The organism is Escherichia sp. KTE159 (genome assembly GCF_000408805.1).
Lineage (GTDB): Bacteria > Pseudomonadota > Gammaproteobacteria > Enterobacterales > Enterobacteriaceae > Escherichia > Escherichia marmotae.
On sequence record NZ_KE137292.1, the window covers coordinates 144,446 to 162,559 of the forward strand.

Below are 18,114 nucleotides of genomic sequence, written 5' to 3' on the forward strand. Positions count from 1 at the left end.
GCTGATGTTTAACCGGGTATTTAATGGCAGGCAACGGCGCAGCGATGAAGCGGAAAAACCTTTCTGGATCTCCTATGCAGATCTGATGACTGCCATGATGGTGTTGTTTCTGGTGGTGATGGTGGCGTCGCTTAGCTCTGTTACGCAGCGAATTCAGCAGGCGGAAGCCGGGGAGAAATCGCGCGGGCATGATATCGCTCGCCTGTGTGAAAAACTTGAACTTCAGGCAAAAAATCTCAACAAGACGATTCAGGTTGACTGCCATGATAACCGTATCAGCTTTGGTGAAGCAGGGCGTTTTGAGCACAATCGCTTCGCGCTTAACGCCGAAGGATTACAGGCGCTACAGGATGTGGTGCCGTTAGTGCTGGAGGCGGCAAATAGCGATGAAGGCAAAAAATGGTTTAAGCAAATTGTTATAGAAGGTTTTACGGATACCGATGGTTCTTATCTCTATAACTTGCATCTTTCGTTGCAACGCTCGGAGTGGGTGATGTGCAGTTTGCTGGATAGCAGAAGCGCGCTACAGCAAAAAATAACCCCGGAACAGCAAGTCCAGATCCGCAAATTATTTCTGGCGGGTGGGGTTTCGTTCAACAATGCGAAAGAGAGCAAAGAGGCCAGCCGTCGCGTAGAACTGCGGATGCAATTCTTTGGCCTGAAAGACAAAAAGCACGATGAAAGCATGGATGTTGTTCCAGGCATTAGCCAGGAAACCTGTCAGCTAGGAATCATGCAATGACTTCCGCTATTGAAAAACTGAAAACCCGCTTACTTCCCTACAGAGAGCAGAACGCGCAGCCGACGGTAAGTCACGCTTTTAACTATCTTCAGCGCGTTATCGCGCAACTTGAGAGAAAGGTAGATGCTCGCGCGGTGAAGATGGTTCCCCCTCTGGAGAAACGCCGACAGGCCATTGCCCGACTGCGTGCGGGGGAGATGCCAAAGCCCTTCGAATGGAAGATGATTTTTTTTGGCCTCAATGATGTAGCAGAAGGCGATCTGTTTGAAATTGCATTGATGGATGATGCAACAAACTTTGCGAGAATTATCGCTGAAATTGAACAAAAAATTGCGCAGCGGCGGTTAACGCGGCGGGAATGGCTGGCGTTATGTACCAGCTATTTTGGTCATGCCAGCGATACGCCAGAAAAGAATCCGCAGTGGCTGCAGCTACGCACGCAGATTGCCCACGGTTTTCAAAAACTTAAGGAGAGCGCGCCGCGTCAGATGTCCTGGATGTCGGTCATTGACACCTATAGCGATATTTTTACCGATAATGCAGGGTTTCTTCTCGGACAACAGCTCGGGCGCGGAGAAATAACGGATATTTCGGTGCTGGAGAAAGTTGCGCAAATTCCGCAAACCAGTTGGTTATGGCGCAAAATTGTTAACCACCTGGTCAATGAGATTTTTCGCCAGAATGACGATGATTTTCAGCAGAAAATTAATTCGCTTATCGCGTTAAGCCGCCAGCTTACGCGGTTTAAAGATAATATTCTGGCAGCCACTTTGACCCGTTATTATCAGTCGGCTTTTAAACATCAAACACATTTCGAACTCAAGCAATTGGCCCTGGAATATTGGGGAAATCCGCAGTTAACCAGTCGTAATAAAAGCTGGCAGGTTCACGTTGAAAATCCCGTATTACTGATGGTGCAAGGGTGGTTCGCCAAAGACGACCTGAAACTGTTCTTTGAGTTGCTGAAAGGCAATCGGGATGTTGACCATGCGCGCCTGTTCTACTGGCTACGTTTTGCCAATCAGATGAGCTATACGCGCATTGTGCTGGGCGAAGAGGCGCTGCGATCCAAAGATGCCGATTATGTTGAGTTCAGGGCGAAAAACGCAGGGCGATTAAGCCGCCTGCAAGGCTCTGGTTCACGCGATAACAATGCCATGATTATGCGCATTGGCGATTATCTGTTTGTCGAATTTTCGAAAGTGGGGGCGATGTATGCCTACCATATGGGGAATGCGCCCTTTAATCCGGAAACCGGCATTCTTGATATTGATTATGATCTGAAAGATAAGCGGAATAACCGGCGCAAAGTCCGGTTGCGTTTACCGCATTTGTCGCCGGTATTTCGCTACTCACTCAACCGAATTGAAGGTTGGATGAGCCGATATGACGAAGAACTTCGTAAGTTGGGTATTGATTACGTTGCGGAAGATGTAAATCAGCCCTCTGTCACTTTGGATGCCTCCCGCTTCAATGCGTCAAAGACCGTGAGTCGGCCAGAGCCTGCATCGTTGCCTGAACATGAAGTCAGTGATGCAAAGTCAGACCGGGAAGAGCAAACCAACATCATCGCCTCAGCGTTAAAAGCCAAAAAAGAGCTACCTGGCCGGGAACAGCAAATCCGGGAGGTTATTCGTTCGGTCGATTGTAAAGTGATGGATAAACGAGGGCTGGGGGGCGCAATCCACATTCAGTTCAATGAGCCTGACCATGAAGCGGCGCAAAAATTACTCAGCCTCGGGTTTAAACCGGTGCTGGGTAAATTTACTTACTGGAGCAAATAGTGTTCAAAAAATTGTTGGGTAAATTTATTAAAGAGAATACCTCACTACCCGCTTCATTTGTGCCGCTGTATGTAATGAAAGAGGAGGGCTTTGCTTTCCCCTTTAGTCTTGCTGATAGTGAAGATAACTGGCCTGTCGCCTCATGTCTGGAACAGCTTCATGAGGAAGATTATGTTTCACACTGGTCTGATTGCTGGTTTCTTAGCTGGGATGATTTTTATCGCATCCGGAAAAATGATGACTATGCCAGCAGCCTGGCGATTTTCGCTTTTCCTCCACAGCGCAATCTGACGGCTCATCTTGCTGCAACGGGAAGTATTAGCGATGATACTTTTCGCGTTTTCATTGATAAATGGACGCAGCCCGACGACTATCGCCCCGTCGGAATAACTTGCACGGGAGCCAGCTTTTCCTCTGCGGAAGGCACCTTTGTGTTAAGCGAAGAGAACTGGCAGCTTCTGGACGCACTACAGCAACTCAGAGTGCAGCAGCGACAGACGCCGGGCGAAACGGTCAACCAAACCAGTTGGGCTAAAATACGGCGGCAGGCCAAAAAAGCAGGGGCAAAACTGGATGACTATCTCGCAAAAACGATCGTTATCAGGCCAGAATCGTTACAGTTAAAACTGCGAAAATCGCTGGTGGTAGATACTCCGGTACTGGAAATTGAACCGGTTTTTGATGAGCAGCCTGCAAACTGGTTACAGATTTTTGACCGTACGCAACAGGTGCAGGATCGTTACCGTGTTTTAGGGGATGATGGTGTCTTAAATCATGTCATTCTTTCTCCTGAAGTCAAAGACGTCCTGACCTCCGTGCACGCTATTACCGGGCGTCGAGTGGCGGGGGATGATGCGCTCTCATTTGTTCGCAATCCCTACACCTGGATTGGTGAAGAGGCGAGCCAGGTGCTCGATCCTGACGTTTACGAGCAGAATTTACAGGACGCCGGGATCTACTTTTATGATTTTCGTCTGGAGCCGCAGATCGATGAAAACAGGCAAATTGCATCTGTAACGCTTTTTCTCAGCCCCAGAACTGAACAATCCGTGCCGGATGAAACCTATATCTTTAAACGCCCAGGTGAACTGGCGGCGTTGCTCTCTGAACTGGAACAAAAGTTAGCGGCACAACTGCCCGCCGGAGTCTGGCAGGGTTACGATCTGGAGCTTTCCAGATTCAGCCAGGAAGAACTGCAAGGTTATCAGGCGTTGCTTGAAAACTGGCAGCAACAGGCGGCGGGAATGAATTTTACCCACGTTCTCGATCTCAACAAATACAGTGACCGGGTTATCGGGATCGGTGAATTTGAAAAAATCAGTTCGCCTTATCTGGTCAAAAGTGAAAGTGAAAAATGGCTTCCGGAGAACCTTGCGCAAGAGATGTGCGAGGTCATGTTCTCTGGCTGGGATCTCGATAATCATCAACATTTTCAGGAACTGGAAGAGCGGCTGGAAGAGGCAAAAGCCACGGATGCGCCGGAAGTTGCCATGCCCTGGAACGACAACCTTTTGCCTCGCGAAGAAGCAGAAATTTTCCACGATAAATGGAAAAAGAAAATCGATGGCGAAACAAATGATGGCGTAAGCAGTGAACCGGTTAGTCGTGCCGTTCTGCTGATAGAACAAAATATTGAGCAGGCGCTGTATGTTAAACAACGGCGGGATTCCTTGCTCGGCGCACATCAGGCAGAAGTCGAACTGCCGATGATCCTCAAAACGTCCATTCAGCTACGTGAACATCAGCGTAAAGGGGTGGCGTGGCTCCAACAGTTGTATCTAAAGTCGCCAACCGAGACGGCGGGATGTTTACTGGCGGACGATATGGGGTTGGGTAAAACCTTACAGATTTTAACCTTTCTCATCTGGCATCGAGAACGTTTCCCGGATGCGCCCCCCTCGCTGATTGTTGCTCCGGTATCGTTACTCGATAACTGGGAACGTGAGGTCGGGAATTTCTTCCTGCGCGAGCAGGTGTCGATTTTAAAACTCTATGGTAATGAGCTTAAGGCGAAGAAGTGCGCGAAAGAGAGCATTCCTCAGGCACTTAAAAGCAAGGGCATTAAGAACTTACTGCAAAATGACTGGGTGGGTGACGCGCATATTGTTCTTACTACCTACGAGACGTTGCGCGATCAGGAATTTTCCCTGGCTCGTCAGCCCTGGTCCATAATGGTGTGCGACGAAGCGCAGAAAATCAAAAATCCGGCGGCATTAATAACCCAATCGGCAAAAGCCATTCAGGCGCAATTTAAAGTCGCATGTACCGGAACACCAGTCGAAAACACCCTTGTCGATCTGTGGTGTTTATTTGACTTCGTTCAGCCGGGGTTGTTGGGGGCTTTAAATAATTTTGGTAAAGATTATCTGCGCCCCATTGAGCAACAGAATGATAATGCTGTCCTCGAATCGCTACGCAAATTAATAGAACCGCAGACACTGCGCCGCACCAAAGAAGAAGTAGCGAAAGATCTGCCGGATAAGATTGAAGATCAGTACTGTAAACAGTTGAATATGCTGCCATTGCAACGGGATCTCTATACCCACTCGGTTGTAAGCTGGCAAAACCAACAGGAGATCAGCGAAGGGCTGGATCAACGAGGCTCAGGTATGCTGGGGTTGCTGCATCGGTTGAAACTTATTTGCGCATGGCCTTATTCCGTAAGTGCAGATTTGCGCTTACGTAACGATGCTCCGAAAGTAAAATGGCTGCTGGAGACGTTAAACACCATTCGCCAGTCATCTGATGACAAAGTGATTATTTTTACGGAACTGCGCGATATTCAACGAGAGCTGCAACATCTGATTGCGCAGCATTTTGGCTTTAAGCCTTTTATTATTAATGGTGATACCAGCACCAAATCTGGCAGTGACCAAAATCGTCAGAGCCTGATCGATGCATTTCAATCAACGCCAGGTTTTAACGTTATTATTTTATCCACCATCGCCGTTGGGTTTGGCGTCAATGTCCAAAAAGCGAATCATGTCATCCACTTTACCCGCTGTTGGAATCCGGCGAAGGAAGATCAGGCGACTGACAGAGCCTACCGCATTGGGCAGCAGAAAGATGTTTACGTCTATTATCCGACAGTGCGTGATAGCCAGTTAATGACTTTTGAAGAAACGCTGGATGAATTACTGAACCGACGCAGAGCGTTGGCCAGAGATATGCTCAAAGGGGCAAGCGATCTGACCGCCGCAGATTTTGAAGCGGTGCTGGCGGGCGCTCCCCCGACATAGGGAACGCAATGGTTGATGACAAGACTTAAAAGAGCGCGAAGTTGCCCCCTTCTATAACCCTGAATATGCCGGGGCAGGGCAAGTCAACCGACAGGGATTCGGTGTTGCTTGGTTTATGAATAATAAATATATTTTGTGAATGTATGAGTTGACATTTATATGAAAAAAATCATAATTCCATCAAGTTTGCATGGGGCGCTTTCTGTATCTTATGCATCGCACCAAAGCCTGACAGCGAATAATACTGTAAGGCTCATATCAAAAACCGCCATTAGCTCATCAGGAAGAGCAGACGACAACCAGGATTGTTGTATGGTACGGGGTTCGAGGCCTCGATGGCGGTCCAACTTCTCAATTAAGTTGATGACCTGGATATACCATTATCAGCTCATCGCTGTGTTATCCCTTCATAAATCAGACGTAGCGCGAAGACACCGATAATCGCACCAATAATCCGACTGGCGACATGCTGCATACGCCCGTATGCGCGACGCACGGTCGGTAAAGAAAACGCCTGGCTAAGAAATACACGCCAGATAACAGACGCGAGCACAATTCCTGCCCAGGCCATTAAACGCGCCCAGGTCGGCGTTTCTGCATTTAACGTCACTGAGAAGATACTGATAAAAAATAAAACTGTTTGTGGATTAGAGAGATCGGTAATTAATCCACGGCGGAAAAATACATACCACGGGGCACTAAGGGGCTGTTGTAGCGCGCTCATCTGTGGTGTTGATTGTCGGCGCATACTGTTCCAGGCAAACCATAAGAGATAAGTGCCGCCGACGATTTTAATGAGTGAGAAAATCTCTTCACACTGGGTAATGAGCGTTGCCATTCCAAACAACCCCAGCCCGGAATAGATGGCATCGCCCAACGCGACACCAAGCCCGGTGAGTACGCCCGCGCGACGGCCTGAAGCCAGACTGGTTTGAACCACGACAAAGAGATTTGCCCCGGGATTAAAAAAGGTGATAACGAACAGTCCAACGGTCAGGTAAACGGCGTGCAAAGGAACCATAGTGATTTCACTCATAAATAAGCTGAATTAACTTCATCATATTTATAGTAAAAATGACTGAATGCGAGCGCGATCACAAAGAACGCGGATCTAAAAAGAGTGCCACCTGTACGCGACAGGTGGCAAAGTGGCATTAAAAGAGATATTTCATGCCCAGCATTCCCTGGGTATCGCTGTAACCGTTGTCACCCAACTGCTGGGCGACGTTGCCCCATAGTTGCAGACGCGGATTAAGCTGACCTTCCACCCCGACTTTTAACTCACCGATGTTACGCGCACCGATGATTTCATCGCTGATGCCATCCATCTTCACACTGTAATTGCGGGAGTTATAAATCCAGTTGGCTTCCACAAAAGGCTGGAAGGAACGCTCTTTATGATCATCAAGAGCATTATGGCCTTGCAGATACGCTTTCACCCCCAGACGCGTTTGCAGGTTGCCTTCGGTGCTGTCCTCAACCAGAGTGCCATTGTCTTCAGTATGATTGTCTGCCTTCACATCCATCCACGTCAGTTGCATTTTTGGCTGCAACCAGTAGCTGGTACGCGCATCGGCGCTTTCACCAAGACGGAAGGTATAACCCGCTTCAATGGCGGCGGTGATGCCGTCAGAGTGATATTTCTCACCCGGCAGGTACTCGCCGGAGACGGTGTTATCAAACCAGTTATAGAGCAACCAGCTATCAACATAAGTCCCGGTTTTGTCCGCTTCGTTAGCGTACCAGGTGCCATACACCCCCACACTGTAGCCGTCGATTTGCCCACGTGAGCTGTACCCGGTCAGGTTGGAATGGGTGTGACTCTTGCTGTTGGCATAGCCAGCCATTAAGCCGAGATGCCAGCGATCAAGGTCATTACTGCTCCATTGTGCGAGGTCGCCGCCCAGTTGCAGAACATAACGGTTGCTCTGGGTGCTCAATTCATCCGAACGATCTTTAAAGCGATTATGCCCGCCAATGTTACGCATCCACAGGCTGGTCACTTTCTGCTCGCCGGTCAGCAGGTCGGTGTATTGTGTTTCCCCCAGACGGTCATGCAGTCGGGTATTAAACAGCGTATTTGCCGCCTGAATATTGGCCAGATAGCTGCCAATTTCCGGGCGATACAGATGTTTTCGTTCTGGTTGTGGAACAGATGGCGTAACAGGTGGCTCCGGTGTCACAGGCGGTTCTGGTGTTACAGGGGGTTCTGGTGTTACAGGTGGCTCAGGATCTGGTTCCGGAATGACGGGCAGTTCCGGTGGGGTATACGGTCCTGCGGGAATTTCACTGGTTAAAAACCAGTTCTGGTTGTCGCTTTTTACCACGTTGTAGTCATAGGGACCGGCAACAATACGACCTTCTTTACTGAAAACGCCCTCTGACAGGCCGTCAACCTCCACAATTTTTATCCCTTCCAGAGTATCCGCGCCCAGACCGCCCGCATTGTTGACCATGACGCGGGTACTACCGGAAGTATCACCTTTTACGATGAGTTTATCCGTTACGGAATTATCATCGCCTAATACCGTATGCATGACTAACAAACCATCATTGGCAGTATAGTTACCGTTAATGGTCAGTGTGGTCGGCGTGAACTCGTGGCCATTTTCATACGCAGACAACGTTGCTGTTCCAGCCAGTGCCAGCGTTTTTAACGTTTGTGAATAACCGTTTAAATCGAGATCTCCACCGCTGTCGACAATATAATCGGAGTTGGGGCTGAAGGTATCTACTTTACCAGCGCGTAGGCTGCCTTTAGTTATATAGGTATCACCAGTATAGATATTCGAGCCGGATAATGTGGTTGTTCCGGAACCTACCTGGTTAACCTGGCCTTTACCGTCTATGTATGAGGTCAGAACAAAATCAGCGTTGGTGTGATTAAAGTTTAATATTGAAGTGGTTGACGCATTTGTCCCCCCTAAATAAATTCGGGGTGTATTAATTGAACCAGCAGGCTGCGCAGCCTCACCTTGCGCACCTCCAATATTTAACATTCCTGTTCCGTTAGAGGAGACACCAACCCAGATATATGAATTCGCATTGATTACACCATCGTTGCTGACAGTGAGAATTCCGGTAGTATCAGAAACGGAAGATGTATTATATCCGCCAAGAAGTATATATGGGGCATTTACTGTTGAATTTTTGTCGGCAACCAGAACTTCTCCATAGCTACTCTGGTTAGCTGACAGAGAAGAATGGGCGTCAACATACCCAATATTCATTTGAGTCAGGGAAGTGAGTGTTCCGCCATTAGTAACAGATACTTTCCCTGTTCCCTGATCGCCAACAATAGCAATTTTAGAGGTGACTGATGAGCTTTCCCCATCAATAACCAACGTCCCCCTGGCATCACCATAAAACTCACCAACTCTTATTGATTGCAGGCCACTTATCTTACTACCTTCTAACACGTATAACGTACCGGAGCCTTCGTTAGTGCCTAAAAAAATATTGGAGGAAGGTGTGTCGAACTGCCAGTTGGTATGGTTTGTTAAAGTGATGGAGCCTTCAGCATTATTACCAATGCTGGCTGCTGAAGTGGTAAGTGAAAGATTATCAATGAGTAATGAACCATTAGAGTCTTCACCTACTTTCAATGAGTTAAAATGCTCCCATCCGGGATCGTAGCCTTCTGACGCAATGAGTTTTATCTCTTCATTATTATTAATGACAACATTACTATCTGAATTTACAGGTGGGGTGATAGCCAAGGATACTGGCGTAAATAATATGGTATAAATGGCTATCGCCCGTGTCGATAAGCTTTTTTTTGCTGATTTCATATCACTCACTTTTATCCTTAAAAATTAAATGGCGAAATGCTTTTCTATTGCACATCTTTTCTTCCTGAAACCTTGTAAGGCGTAAGCATGCAATTCTCTAAATAAGAATATCTGTAACAGAGGCTGCAATAAATATATTAAAGTGTTAGTTATTTATTGCATTGATAGCTTTTTGTGGTTTGTCATCGATGTCAATATGTTAACATGGTATTTTTGAAAAAAATAATAATAAATCGTCTTAAGAACTATAAAAGTGCAATAAGTAAAGCTTATATAAATCAATTAAATAGATGGTTAAAGTTTTTTTATTAAGAAAAATGATGTGGACTTCATGATTTTTACATTGAGTTTCTGGCAGGGTGAAAATTTGAGATTATTATAAAAAATAATTCAAATGATACCAGCGACAACTGCAGGAAGAGTTATTAACTGGCAGGAGAAGTGGGATTCACATTAAGAATAATACAAATATATTCTCTTTTGCTATAGATTTTTCTTAATCGCTGAACTACTTATTAATCAACCCTGATGATGACTGTTAGCTTCAGGGTATTAGCCTAATCACACATCATGGAGTTCACCGATGAAAACTGGAACTAAGCTCTTAGTTGGTGCGTTAGCTTTTGTTGTCACAAACGTCTATGCAGCGGAATTGATGACCAAAGCGGAATTTGAAAAGGTTGAATCGCAATATGAAAAAATAGGTGATATTTCAACCAGTAATGAAATGTCGACCGCAGATGCGAAAGAAGATTTGATCAAAAAAGCGGATGAAAAAGGGGCTGATGTGTTAGTGCTGACCTCCGGTCAGACTGACAATAAGATCCACGGCACGGCAAATATTTATAAGAAGAAGTAATTCTTAAGTCCATGTAAACATGCCTAATGCGCACGTTTATCAGTAAATGCAACATATTGATATTCATAGTTTTGCAGGCCGGATGAGGCGTTCACGCCGCGTCCGGCAATTTAATTTTTTAATCGCCGCCAGAACGTCGTGCGGCTGATGCCTAAATAATTCGCTGCTGCTGTTTTATCGCCGTTAAATTTCTCCAGCGCCTGCCGTGGTGTCAGCACGGTGGCGGCGATAACGTTAACCGATTCTTTGGCCAGTTCTGGCAATAATCGCTGCAGAAATTGCAGCGTTAAATCTGGCATCGGTTCCACGCTTAAAAATAGCGCCAGTCGTTCCATCATATTGCGTAGTTCGCGAATATTCCCCGGCCACTTATAGTGCAATAACACCGCCTGGCAGGTATTTAACCCCTCGCGTAACGCAGCAGAATACGGGGCGGCAAGTGCTGCCAGTGACACTTTCAAAAAGCTTTCCGCCAGCGGCAGAATATCCGCAACCCGCTCGCGTAGTGGGGGTAACTGCAGGCGCAAAATACTCAGCCGATAAAACAGATCACGGCGAAACCGCCCTTGCTGCATATCCTCTTGCAGATTGCAGTGGGTGGCGCTGATAACTCGCACATTCACCGGAATCGGTTGATGCCCGCCGACGCGGGTGACCTCTTTTTCTTCCAATACCCGCAGCAGGCGAGTCTGCAACGGCAGCGGCATTTCGCCTATCTCATCCAGAAACAGCGTGCCGCCGTGGGCAATTTCGAACAGCCCGGCGCGGCCTCCGCGTCGCGAGCCGGTAAATGCCCCTTCCTCATAGCCAAACAACTCCGCTTCCAGCAGTGATTCAGCAATCGCCCCGCAGTTAACGGCAACAAACGGATGCGATTTTTTCCCCTGTCGCGCATCGTGGCGGGCAACGTATTCCCGATGAATTGCCTGCGCTGCCAGCTCTTTGCCGGTTCCTGTTTCTCCCTCAATCAGCACCGCAGCATTTGAGCGGGCATACAGCAAAATGGTTTGCCGCACCTGTTCCATCTGTGGCGATTGACCGAGCATATCGCCCAGAACGTAGCGAGTACGCAGCGCGTTGCGGGTCGCATCGTGGGCGTTATGGCGTAGCGTCATGCGCGTCATATCCAGCGCATCGCTGAATGCCTGGCGCACGGTGGCGGCAGAATAGATAAAAACACCGGTCATCCCGGCTTCTTCTGCCAGATCGGTAATTAGCCCAGCACCAACTACCGCTTCGGCGCCGTTGGCTTTCAGTTCGTTGATCTGCCCACGTGCGTCTTCTTCGGTGATGTAGCAGCGTTGGTCGAGGCGCAAATGAAACGTTTTTTGAAAAGCCACCAGCGCCGGGATAGTTTCCTGATAGGTGACGACGCCGATAGACGAGGTGAGTTTTCCCGCTTTTGCCAGTGCCTGTAATACGTCAAAGCCGCTGGGTTTAATCAGAATCACCGGCACCGACAGGCGGCTTTTCAGGTACGCGCCGTTAGAGCCTGCGGCGATGATGGCGTCGCAGCGTTCGCTTGCCAGTTTCTTACGGATGTAGGCCACCGCTTTCTCAAAGCCAAGCTGGATAGGGGTAATGTTCGCCAGGTGATCAAACTCGAGGCTGATATCGCGAAACAGCTCGAACAAGCGCGTCACCGATACTGTCCAGATAACCGGTTTGTCGTCGTTAAGTCGAGGTGGATGTGCCATTGCGCGCCATAAATCAAGAAACCGAATATTGGGTTTAGACTTGTTTCATCATTGTTGCAATGAAACGCAGTGAAACATTGTCTGAAACGTTAACTGAAACGCATATTTGCGGATTAATTAAGCGTGATTTTAATAACTCATTGAAATTTAATACTTAGTTTGATTTGAGTAATTGTGGCACAGCCCTTGCTTTGTGTTTATCAACGAAATAACAAGTTGATAACAAAGGATGGGCTATGTCTCTACACTCTCCAGGTAAAGCGTTTCGCGCCGCACTCACCAAAGAAACCCCGTTGCAAATTGTCGGCACCATTAACGCTAACCATGCGTTGCTGGCACAGCGTGCCGGATATCAGGCAATTTATCTCTCCGGCGGCGGTGTGGCGGCCGGTTCGCTGGGGTTGCCCGATCTCGGTATTTCTACCCTTGATGATGTACTGACCGATATTCGCCGTATTACCGACGTTTGCTCGCTGCCGTTGCTGGTCGATGCTGATATTGGTTTTGGCTCTTCGGCCTTTAACGTCGCTCGTACCGTTAAATCGATGATTAAGGCCGGTGCGGCGGGGCTGCATATTGAAGATCAGGTTGGTGCGAAACGCTGCGGTCATCGTCCGAATAAAGCGATCGTCTCGAAAGAGGAGATGGTGGATCGGATCCGTGCGGCGGTGGATGCGAAAACCGATCCTGATTTTGTGATCATGGCGCGCACCGATGCGCTGGCGGTTGAAGGGCTGGACGCGGCGATTGAGCGTGCGCAGGCTTACGTTGAAGCCGGTGCCGAGATGTTGTTCCCGGAGGCGATTACCGAACTCGCCATGTACCGCCAGTTTGCCGATGCGGTGCAGGTGCCGATCCTTGCCAACATTACCGAATTTGGCGCTACGCCGCTGTTTACCACCGATGAATTACGCAGCGCTCATGTCGCAATGGCGCTGTACCCTCTGTCAGCGTTCCGCGCCATGAACCGCGCTGCCGAACATGTCTACAACGTCCTGCGTCAGGAAGGCACGCAGAAAAGCGTCATCGACACCATGCAAACCCGCAACGAGCTGTACGAAAGCATCAACTACTACCAGTACGAAGAGAAGCTCGACGATCTGTTTGCCCGTAGTCAGGCGAAATAAAACAAACGCCCGTTGGTTGTATCCGACAACCAATGCCTGATGCGCCGCTGACGCGACTTATCAGGCCTACGGGATGCACTGAACTGTAGGTCGGATAAGACGCATGGCGTCGCATCCGACAACAATCCCGACCCTACAAATGATAACAATGACGAGGACAACATGAGCGACACAACGATCCTGCAAAACAGTACCCATGTCATTAAACCGAAAAAATCTGTGGCACTTTCCGGCGTTCCGGCGGGCAATACGGCGCTCTGCACGGTGGGTAAAAGCGGCAATGACCTGCACTACCGTGGTTACGATATTCTCGACCTCGCAGAACATTGCGAATTTGAAGAAGTGGCGCATCTGCTGATCCACGGCAAGCTGCCGACCCGTGACGAACTCGCCGCCTACAAAACGAAACTGAAAGCCCTGCGTGGTTTACCGGCTAACGTGCGTACCGTGCTGGAGGCCTTACCTGCGGCGTCGCACCCGATGGATGTCATGCGCACAGGCGTTTCTGCGCTTGGCTGTACGCTGCCGGAAAAAGAGGGGCACACCGTCTCAGGCGCGCGGGATATTGCTGACAAATTATTGGCGTCGCTGAGTTCGATTCTTCTCTATTGGTATCACTACAGCCACAACGGCGAACGCATCCAGCCGGAAACCGATGACGACTCCATCGGCGGCCACTTCCTGCATCTGCTGCATGGCGAAAAGCCGTCGCAAAGTTGGGAAAAGGCGATGCAAATTTCGCTGGTGCTGTACGCCGAGCACGAGTTTAACGCCTCCACCTTCACCAGCCGGGTTATTGCGGGCACCGGTTCTGACATGTATTCAGCCATTATCGGCGCAATCGGCGCACTGCGTGGGCCGAAACACGGCGGGGCGAATGAAGTTTCGCTGGAGATCCAACAACGCTACGAAACGCCGGATGAAGCCGAAGCGGATATTCGTAAACGCGTGGAAAACAAAGAAGTGGTCATTGGTTTCGGGCACCCGGTTTATACCATTGCCGATCCGCGCCATCAGGTGATCAAACGTGTGGCGAAGCAGCTCTCGCAGGAAGGCGGTTCACTGAAGATGTACAACATCGCCGATCGTCTGGAAACGGTGATGTGGGAGACGAAAAAGATGTTCCCCAATCTCGACTGGTTCTCTGCCGTTTCCTACAACATGATGGGCGTCCCCACTGAGATGTTCACTCCGCTGTTTGTCATCGCTCGCGTTACCGGCTGGGCGGCGCACATTATTGAACAACGTCAGGACAACAAAATTATCCGTCCTTCCGCGAATTACGTTGGACCGGAAGACCGTCAGTTTGTTGCGCTGGATAAGCGCCAGTAAACCTCTACGAATAACAATAAGGAAACGTACCCAATGTCAGCTCAAATCAACAACATCCGCCCGGAATTCGACCGTGAAATCGTTGATATCGTCGATTACGTCATGAATTACGAAATCAGTTCCAGAGTGGCCTACGACACCGCCCATTACTGCCTGCTCGATACCCTCGGCTGTGGTCTGGAAGCGCTGGAATATCCAGCCTGTAAAAAACTGCTGGGGCCAATTGTCCCCGGCACCGTCGTACCTAACGGCGTGCGTGTCCCCGGAACTCAGTTCCAGCTCGACCCTGTCCAGGCTGCGTTTAACATCGGTGCGATGATCCGCTGGCTCGATTTCAACGATACCTGGCTGGCAGCGGAGTGGGGCCATCCTTCCGACAACCTCGGCGGTATTCTCGCCACGGCGGACTGGTTATCCCGCAACGCGGTCGCCAGCGGCAAAGCGCCATTGACCATGAAGCACGTGCTGACCGCAATGATCAAAGCCCACGAAATTCAGGGCTGCATCGCGCTGGAAAACGCCTTTAATCGCGTCGGCCTCGACCACGTTTTGTTAGTGAAAGTGGCTTCCACCGCCGTGGTGGCCGAAATGCTCGGCCTGACCCGCGAGGAAATTCTCAACGCTGTTTCGCTGGCGTGGGTGGACGGTCAGTCGCTGCGTACCTATCGTCATGCGCCGAACACCGGCACGCGTAAATCCTGGGCGGCGGGCGATGCCACATCCCGCGCGGTACGTTTGGCGCTGATGGCGAAAACCGGCGAAATGGGTTATCCGTCAGCCCTGACTGCGCCGGTGTGGGGCTTCTACGACGTCTCCTTCAAAGGTGAGTCGTTCCGCTTCCAGCGTCCGTACGGTTCCTACGTTATGGAAAATGTGCTGTTCAAAATCTCCTTCCCGGCGGAGTTCCACTCCCAGACGGCAGTTGAAGCGGCGATGACGCTTTATGAACAGATGCAGGCTGCAGGTAAAACAGCGGCGGATATCGAAAAAGTGACCATCCGCACCCACGAAGCCTGTATTCGCATCATCGACAAAAAAGGGCCGCTCAATAACCCGGCTGACCGCGACCACTGCATTCAGTACATGGTGGCGATCCCGCTGCTGTTTGGGCGCTTAACGGCGGCAGATTACGAAGACAAGGTTGCGCAAGATAAACGCATCGACGCCCTGCGCGAGAAGATCACTTGCTTTGAAGATCCGGCGTTTACTGCCGACTACCACGACCCGGAAAAACGCGCTATTGCCAACGCCATTACCCTTGAGTTCACCGACGGTACGCGCTTTGAAGAAGTGGTGGTGGAGTACCCAATTGGTCATGCCCGCCGCCGTCAGGATGGCATTCCGAAGCTGGTCGATAAATTCAAAATCAACCTTGCGCGCCAGTTCCCGACTCGCCAGCAGCGGCACATTCTGGCGGTTTCTCTCGACAGAACTCGCCTCGAGCAGATGCCGGTCAATGAGTATCTCGACCTGTACGTGATTTAAGCAAACGGCGGTAAGGCGTAAGTTCAACAGGAGAGCATTATGTCTTTTAGCGAATTTTATCAGCGTTCGATTAACGAACCGGAGCAGTTCTGGGCCGAGCAGGCCCTGCGTATCGACTGGCAGACGCCCTTTACGCAAACGCTCGATCACAGCAATCCGCCGTTTGCCCGTTGGTTTTGTGAAGGCCGAACCAATTTGTGCCACAACGCCGTCGACCGCTGGCTGGAGAAACAGCCAGAGGCGCTGGCGCTGATTGCCGTCTCTTCGGAAACAGAAGAAGAGCGCACGTTTACCTTTCGCCAGTTATATGACGAAGTGAACGCGGTGGCGTCAATGTTGCGCTCATTGGGCGTGCAGCGCGGCGATCGGGTGCTGGTGTATATGCCGATGATTGCCGAAGCGCACATTACCCTGCTGGCCTGCGCGCGGATTGGTGCTATTCACTCGGTGGTATTTGGTGGATTTGCTTCGCACAGCGTGGCGGCGCGAATCGACGACGCCAAACCGGTGCTGATTGTCTCGGCAGATGCCGGGGCGCGTGGCGGCAAAATCATTCCCTATAAAAAATTGCTCGATGATGCGATAAAGCAGGCGCAGCACCAACCACGCCACGTTTTGCTGGTGGATCGCGGGCTGGCGAAAATGGCGCGCGTCAGCGGGCGGGATGTTGATTTCGCTTCGTTGCGTCATCAGCACATCGGCGCGCGGGTGCCGGTCGCCTGGCTGGAATCTAACGAAACTTCCTGCATTCTCTACACCTCCGGCACGACCGGAAAACCTAAAGGCGTGCAGCGTGACGTCGGCGGTTATGCGGTGGCGCTGGCAACCTCAATGGAAACCATTTTTGGTGGCAAAGCGGGCGGTGTGTTCTTTTGCGCGTCGGATATCGGCTGGGTGGTGGGGCATTCTTATATTGTCTACGCACCGCTGCTGGCGGGGATGGCGACCATTGTTTACGAAGGGTTGCCGACCTGGCCGGACTGTGGCGTGTGGTGGAAAATTGTCGAGAAATATCAGGTGAGCCGAATGTTCTCAGCGCCGACCGCTATTCGCGTGCTGAAAAAATTTCCTACTGCTGAAATTCGTAAACACGATCTCTCGTCGCTGGAAGTGCTCTATCTGGCAGGAGAACCGCTGGATGAACCGACCGCCAGTTGGGTGAGCAATACGCTGGATGTGCCGGTCATCGACAACTACTGGCAGACCGAATCCGGCTGGCCGATTATGGCGATTGCTCGAGGCCTGGACGACAGGCCGACGCGTCTGGGAAGCCCCGGCGTGCCGATGTATGGCTACAATGTGCAGTTGCTCAACGAAGCTACTGGCGAACCGTGCGGCGTGAATGAGAAAGGGATGCTGGTGGTGGAAGGGCCGCTGCCGCCGGGCTGTATTCAGACTATCTGGGGTGACGACGACCGCTTTGTGAAGACATACTGGTCGCTGTTTTCCCGTCCGGTATATGCCACCTTTGACTGGGGTATCCGCGATGCTGACGGCTATCACTTTATTCTCGGGCGCACTGATGATGTGATTAACGTTGCCGGGCATCGGCTGGGCACGCGCGAGATTGAAGAGAGTATCTCCAGTCATCCTGGCGTTGCCGAAGTGGCGGTGGTAGGGGTGAAAGATGCGTTGAAAGGGCAGGTGGCGGTGGCGTTTGTTATTCCGAAAGAGAGCGACAGTCTGGAAGACCGCGAGGTGGCACACTCCGAAGAAAAGGCAATTATGGCGCTGGTGGACAGCCAGATTGGCAACTTTGGCCGCCCGGCGCACGTTTGGTTTGTCTCGCAGTTGCCGAAAACGCGATCCGGAAAAATGTTGCGCCGCACGATCCAGGCTATTTGCGAAGGACGCGATCCGGGGGATCTGACGACCATTGATGATCCCGCGTCGTTGGATCAGATCCGCCAGGCGATGGAAGAGTAAGGTATTGTCGGACGCGTCGCGCGCCGCATCCGACAACTGTGCTGTGATGCCTGATGCGACGCTGGCGCGTCTTATCAGGCCTACAGGTCTGAACCGTAGGTCGGATAAGGCGCTCGCGCCGCATCCGACAAC

General features: G+C 50.4%; 11 protein-coding genes. 8 read left to right on the plus strand and 3 right to left on the minus strand.

The features are described 5' to 3' along the window. Nucleotides 1-4: 4 nt before the first annotated feature. The 3 genes from zorB1 to zorD are packed head-to-tail and all read left to right on the plus strand — an operon-like array spanning nucleotide 5 to nucleotide 5,765. Nucleotides 5-742: a type I Zorya anti-phage system protein ZorB1 gene (gene zorB1, locus A31E_RS20475; protein ID WP_000483326.1), complete on the plus strand. Its 738-nt coding sequence runs from the start codon at nucleotides 5-7 to the stop codon at nucleotides 740-742. Beyond that, nucleotides 739-2,526 (plus strand): type I Zorya anti-phage system protein ZorC, encoded by a 1,788-nt coding sequence (gene zorC, locus A31E_RS20470; RefSeq protein WP_016248392.1) that lies wholly within the window; start codon nucleotides 739-741, stop codon nucleotides 2,524-2,526. The genes zorB1 and zorC overlap by 4 nt, the downstream gene beginning before the upstream one ends. Beyond that, on the plus strand, nucleotides 2,526-5,765 hold the full coding sequence (gene zorD, locus A31E_RS20465; protein ID WP_016248393.1) for a type I Zorya anti-phage system protein ZorD: 3,240 nt from the start codon (nucleotides 2,526-2,528) through the stop codon (nucleotides 5,763-5,765). The genes zorC and zorD overlap by 1 nt, the downstream gene beginning before the upstream one ends. A 388-nt stretch (nucleotides 5,766-6,153) precedes the next feature. Here the strand turns inward: zorD and A31E_RS20460 are convergent, their stop codons facing one another. Together A31E_RS20460 and A31E_RS25150 are read right to left on the minus strand one after the other, a co-directional pair. Continuing rightward, nucleotides 6,154-6,786 carry a LysE family transporter gene (locus tag A31E_RS20460; protein ID WP_016248394.1) on the minus strand — a complete coding sequence of 211 codons (633 nt, stop codon included), beginning with the start codon at nucleotides 6,784-6,786 and terminating at the stop codon, nucleotides 6,154-6,156. 133 nt (nucleotides 6,787-6,919) lie between these two features. Then, nucleotides 6,920-9,556, minus strand: a complete 2,637-nt coding sequence (locus A31E_RS25150) for an autotransporter outer membrane beta-barrel domain-containing protein (protein WP_024193553.1) — start codon at nucleotides 9,554-9,556, stop codon at nucleotides 6,920-6,922. Between the two features lie 583 nt (nucleotides 9,557-10,139). On the opposite strand from A31E_RS25150, the gene yahO reads away from it, so the two are divergent. After that, entirely contained in the window at nucleotides 10,140-10,415 is a 276-nt protein-coding gene (yahO, locus tag A31E_RS20455) for a DUF1471 family periplasmic protein YahO (RefSeq protein WP_000848012.1), read from the plus strand. A 110-nt stretch (nucleotides 10,416-10,525) separates the two neighbouring features. On the opposite strand, the gene prpR is transcribed toward yahO, so the two are convergent. Next, the gene (prpR, locus tag A31E_RS20450) at nucleotides 10,526-12,112 is read right to left on the minus strand and encodes a propionate catabolism operon regulatory protein PrpR (RefSeq protein WP_001515832.1); all 1,587 of its coding nucleotides are present in this window, start codon (nucleotides 12,110-12,112) and stop codon (nucleotides 10,526-10,528) included. 236 nt (nucleotides 12,113-12,348) lie between these two features. Here prpR and prpB point away from each other — a divergent pair, with 236 nt between their 5' ends. The 4 genes from prpB to prpE all read left to right on the plus strand — a co-directional run bounded on the left by prpB (nucleotide 12,349) and on the right by prpE (nucleotide 17,982). Continuing rightward, nucleotides 12,349-13,239 carry a methylisocitrate lyase gene (gene prpB / locus A31E_RS20445; protein WP_001515833.1) on the plus strand — a complete coding sequence of 297 codons (891 nt, stop codon included), beginning with the start codon at nucleotides 12,349-12,351 and terminating at the stop codon, nucleotides 13,237-13,239. Nucleotides 13,240-13,401: 162 nt separating this feature from the next. Then, the gene (gene prpC, locus A31E_RS20440) at nucleotides 13,402-14,571 is read left to right on the plus strand and encodes a bifunctional 2-methylcitrate synthase/citrate synthase (RefSeq protein WP_001285922.1); all 1,170 of its coding nucleotides are present in this window, start codon (nucleotides 13,402-13,404) and stop codon (nucleotides 14,569-14,571) included. A gap of 33 nt (nucleotides 14,572-14,604) precedes the next feature. Further along, the gene (locus tag A31E_RS20435) at nucleotides 14,605-16,056 is read left to right on the plus strand and encodes a bifunctional 2-methylcitrate dehydratase/aconitate hydratase (RefSeq protein WP_016248396.1); all 1,452 of its coding nucleotides are present in this window, start codon (nucleotides 14,605-14,607) and stop codon (nucleotides 16,054-16,056) included. Nucleotides 16,057-16,095: 39 nt separating this feature from the next. After that, nucleotides 16,096-17,982, plus strand: a complete 1,887-nt coding sequence (gene prpE, locus A31E_RS20430) for a propionate--CoA ligase (RefSeq protein ID WP_016248397.1) — start codon at nucleotides 16,096-16,098, stop codon at nucleotides 17,980-17,982. The last annotated feature ends 132 nt before the right edge of the window (nucleotides 17,983-18,114 follow it).